Origin of the sequence: Microbacterium sp., from assembly GCF_047972865.1 — a bacterium.
Lineage (GTDB): Bacteria > Actinomycetota > Actinomycetes > Actinomycetales > Microbacteriaceae > Microbacterium.
The window spans coordinates 1-2,125 of sequence record NZ_JBKEAY010000234.1 but is presented as its reverse complement, the minus strand read 5'-3'; the positions used below and the strand labels follow the sequence as shown (position 1 = coordinate 2,125).

Below are 2,125 nucleotides of genomic sequence, written 5' to 3'. Positions count from 1 at the left end.
CCTCGAACGGCCCCACCGAAGCGATCAACGGCCGCCTCGAGCACCTCCGCGGCTCCGCGCTCGGCTTCCACAACCTCACCCACTACATCGCCCGGTCGCTGCTCCAGGCCGGAGGGTTCAGACCCCACCTACACCCTTGATTCCGAAGAGCCATGAAACCAACGCAAACCTCGCCCTCACGATTCATGTACGAATCGGCGCACCGGCCACTCGTCCCCGCGCGTCACCGCCAAGTGGTAGACGAAAGTCGTAGACGTATCTCCCAAAGGTACGATTGAGGTTCCGCTCGAGGGATGCGATCGTACAACAACGGACGCCTGTCGGTGCAAAACGGATGGTAAGCGATGACTAATCGATTCAAGTTCTCTGGTATGTCGACACTTGCTACTGTTGCTCTCGTGTTCGCCTTTGCGACGCCAGCCACCGCCGATACGCTCCCGAATACTGATGCGAACGACGTTGCAGCGCTTGTGAGTGACGCTGCTCCAGCTGCCGAACTCGCCGACCCTGGCATCGTCACTTCCGAAGAACTGACGACAAGCAGCGCAGGTGTCAAGACATCCGTAGCGCTTGACCCAAACGGCGGCATCGCTGTCGTCGCGACGGGGGCTGACTCTGTGCTGTTGATCGAGCTACCCGCAACCCTGCCCCTGGACGAGGGCATCGTTGCCTCGGACGGGACGGCCGTATTCCTCGGTGCGGATGCTTCGGGAGATGCCCTCGCCGTTCAGACTCTTGCCGACGGCTCCACGCGCGTGCAGGCAGTAATCTCAGGCGCTGGTAGCCCGCACGAGTTCGACTATGGGATCCAGGGTTTCGCCGCGGCCGTGAACGACAAGGGCGAAGCAGCCTTCGTATCTTCCGACGGTTCGTTTGTTCCGGTCGCCGCTGCCTGGGCCACCGATGCCGACGGCAAGGCGGTCGCGACTCACTACGAAGTGTCGGGCGACAAGCTCGTGCAGGTCGTTATGCCGAACGCCGACACCACGTACCCTGTCGTCGCCGACCCGAGTTGGGTGTGGATCGGCGCCGGGTGGGGCATGAAACTCACTCGCTCCGAGACTTCGAGCGTACGCAATTACGCGGCGGCAGTCGGCATGTGCACAGCATTCTCCAGAAGAGCTCCCGGACTGGCAGTGGGGTGCGCGGTCTGGGGTGCATACATCCAGCTGCAGGCGAACCTCGCCCAGAGCGACCGCCCCAAGACGTGCCTCTTCTTCAACGTCGTCCCTGCGCCGGGTAGCATCTGGCGCGTAGGTTGCTGACGAACGAGGAGACAGCGATGAACGAAATGCTCATCTACGTGCTCACGGCCCTGATCGCTGTGAGCACGGGCGTGACATTCTGTGCGGCTTCCGCTGGCCCACTACGCGTGCTCACCAATACGGCCGGAATACTATCAACTGCCGCCGTTGTCATTGCCGCTGTCGTCATCGGCGCCGGAGCTCCGTGGATGGGTCCGCTGTTCGCAATTGTCGCCGGATTGACTGCGCTGCTGGTCGCCGCCGTCGCGCGTGCTGCCGAACCCGGACTGGTCGGCGAGCCGTACTGGCGACGAGTGACCCTCATCGCCTTCCACAACGGCAGATTACGCACGGTCGAGGGCAACTGAATCCCGACGATGAGGCGGCGCTGCGAATTGCATCGCCGCCTCTTCCATGCCGCCTTCAGTGTTCCTCGATGGGGTATCCGGTGGGCGCAGCGGCTGCCGTTCATGGACTGGACCGGGGCGCTATCCCCAGCGGAGGGGCGGTCGCGACCCCAACCTTGAGCTCGTGCATCGACGGCAGAGAGCACCCGACGTGCTTTCGGCACAGGGTCGCGTAGCGGCCCGAAGCCCGCCTCGAAGGCTTCCGCCCGGCTCGCGGACGTCCACTCGACCTGCACCGCATCAAGGAACCGTAACTAACCCAGCAGATTGAACGCATACGACTGCAGCGTGCCCGGCGAGGAAAGGGGATATCCATCTTGTTGCCACGGGCCTGGTCGGGGTGGATCGGGGGTGGGTCAAGTCCGTGGGTGTGGTGTATCGGTGGTTGTGTGATCCTTCGTTGATGGGGGGTGGGTTATGCGGTGAGGGCTTTGAGGTCGGGGTCTGTCACCTCCTCGGTGTCTGGTTCGCTGA

3 protein-coding genes are annotated in these 2,125 nt (G+C 63.1%); all 3 read left to right on the top strand.

The window, feature by feature from the left end:
* Positions 1 to 140: transposase (locus ACK5KK_RS14475; RefSeq protein WP_416890790.1), on the top strand; the 140-nt coding region annotated here is incomplete at its 5' end.
* Positions 141 to 371: 231 nt separating this feature from the next.
* Complete coding sequence (locus tag ACK5KK_RS14470) at positions 372 to 1,265, top strand: hypothetical protein (RefSeq protein ID WP_416890789.1); 894 nt, start codon at positions 372 to 374, stop codon at positions 1,263 to 1,265.
* A gap of 17 nt (positions 1,266 to 1,282) precedes the next feature.
* Complete coding sequence (locus ACK5KK_RS14465; RefSeq protein ID WP_416890788.1) at positions 1,283 to 1,612, top strand: hypothetical protein; 330 nt, start codon at positions 1,283 to 1,285, stop codon at positions 1,610 to 1,612.
* Positions 1,613 to 2,125 lie beyond the last annotated feature (513 nt).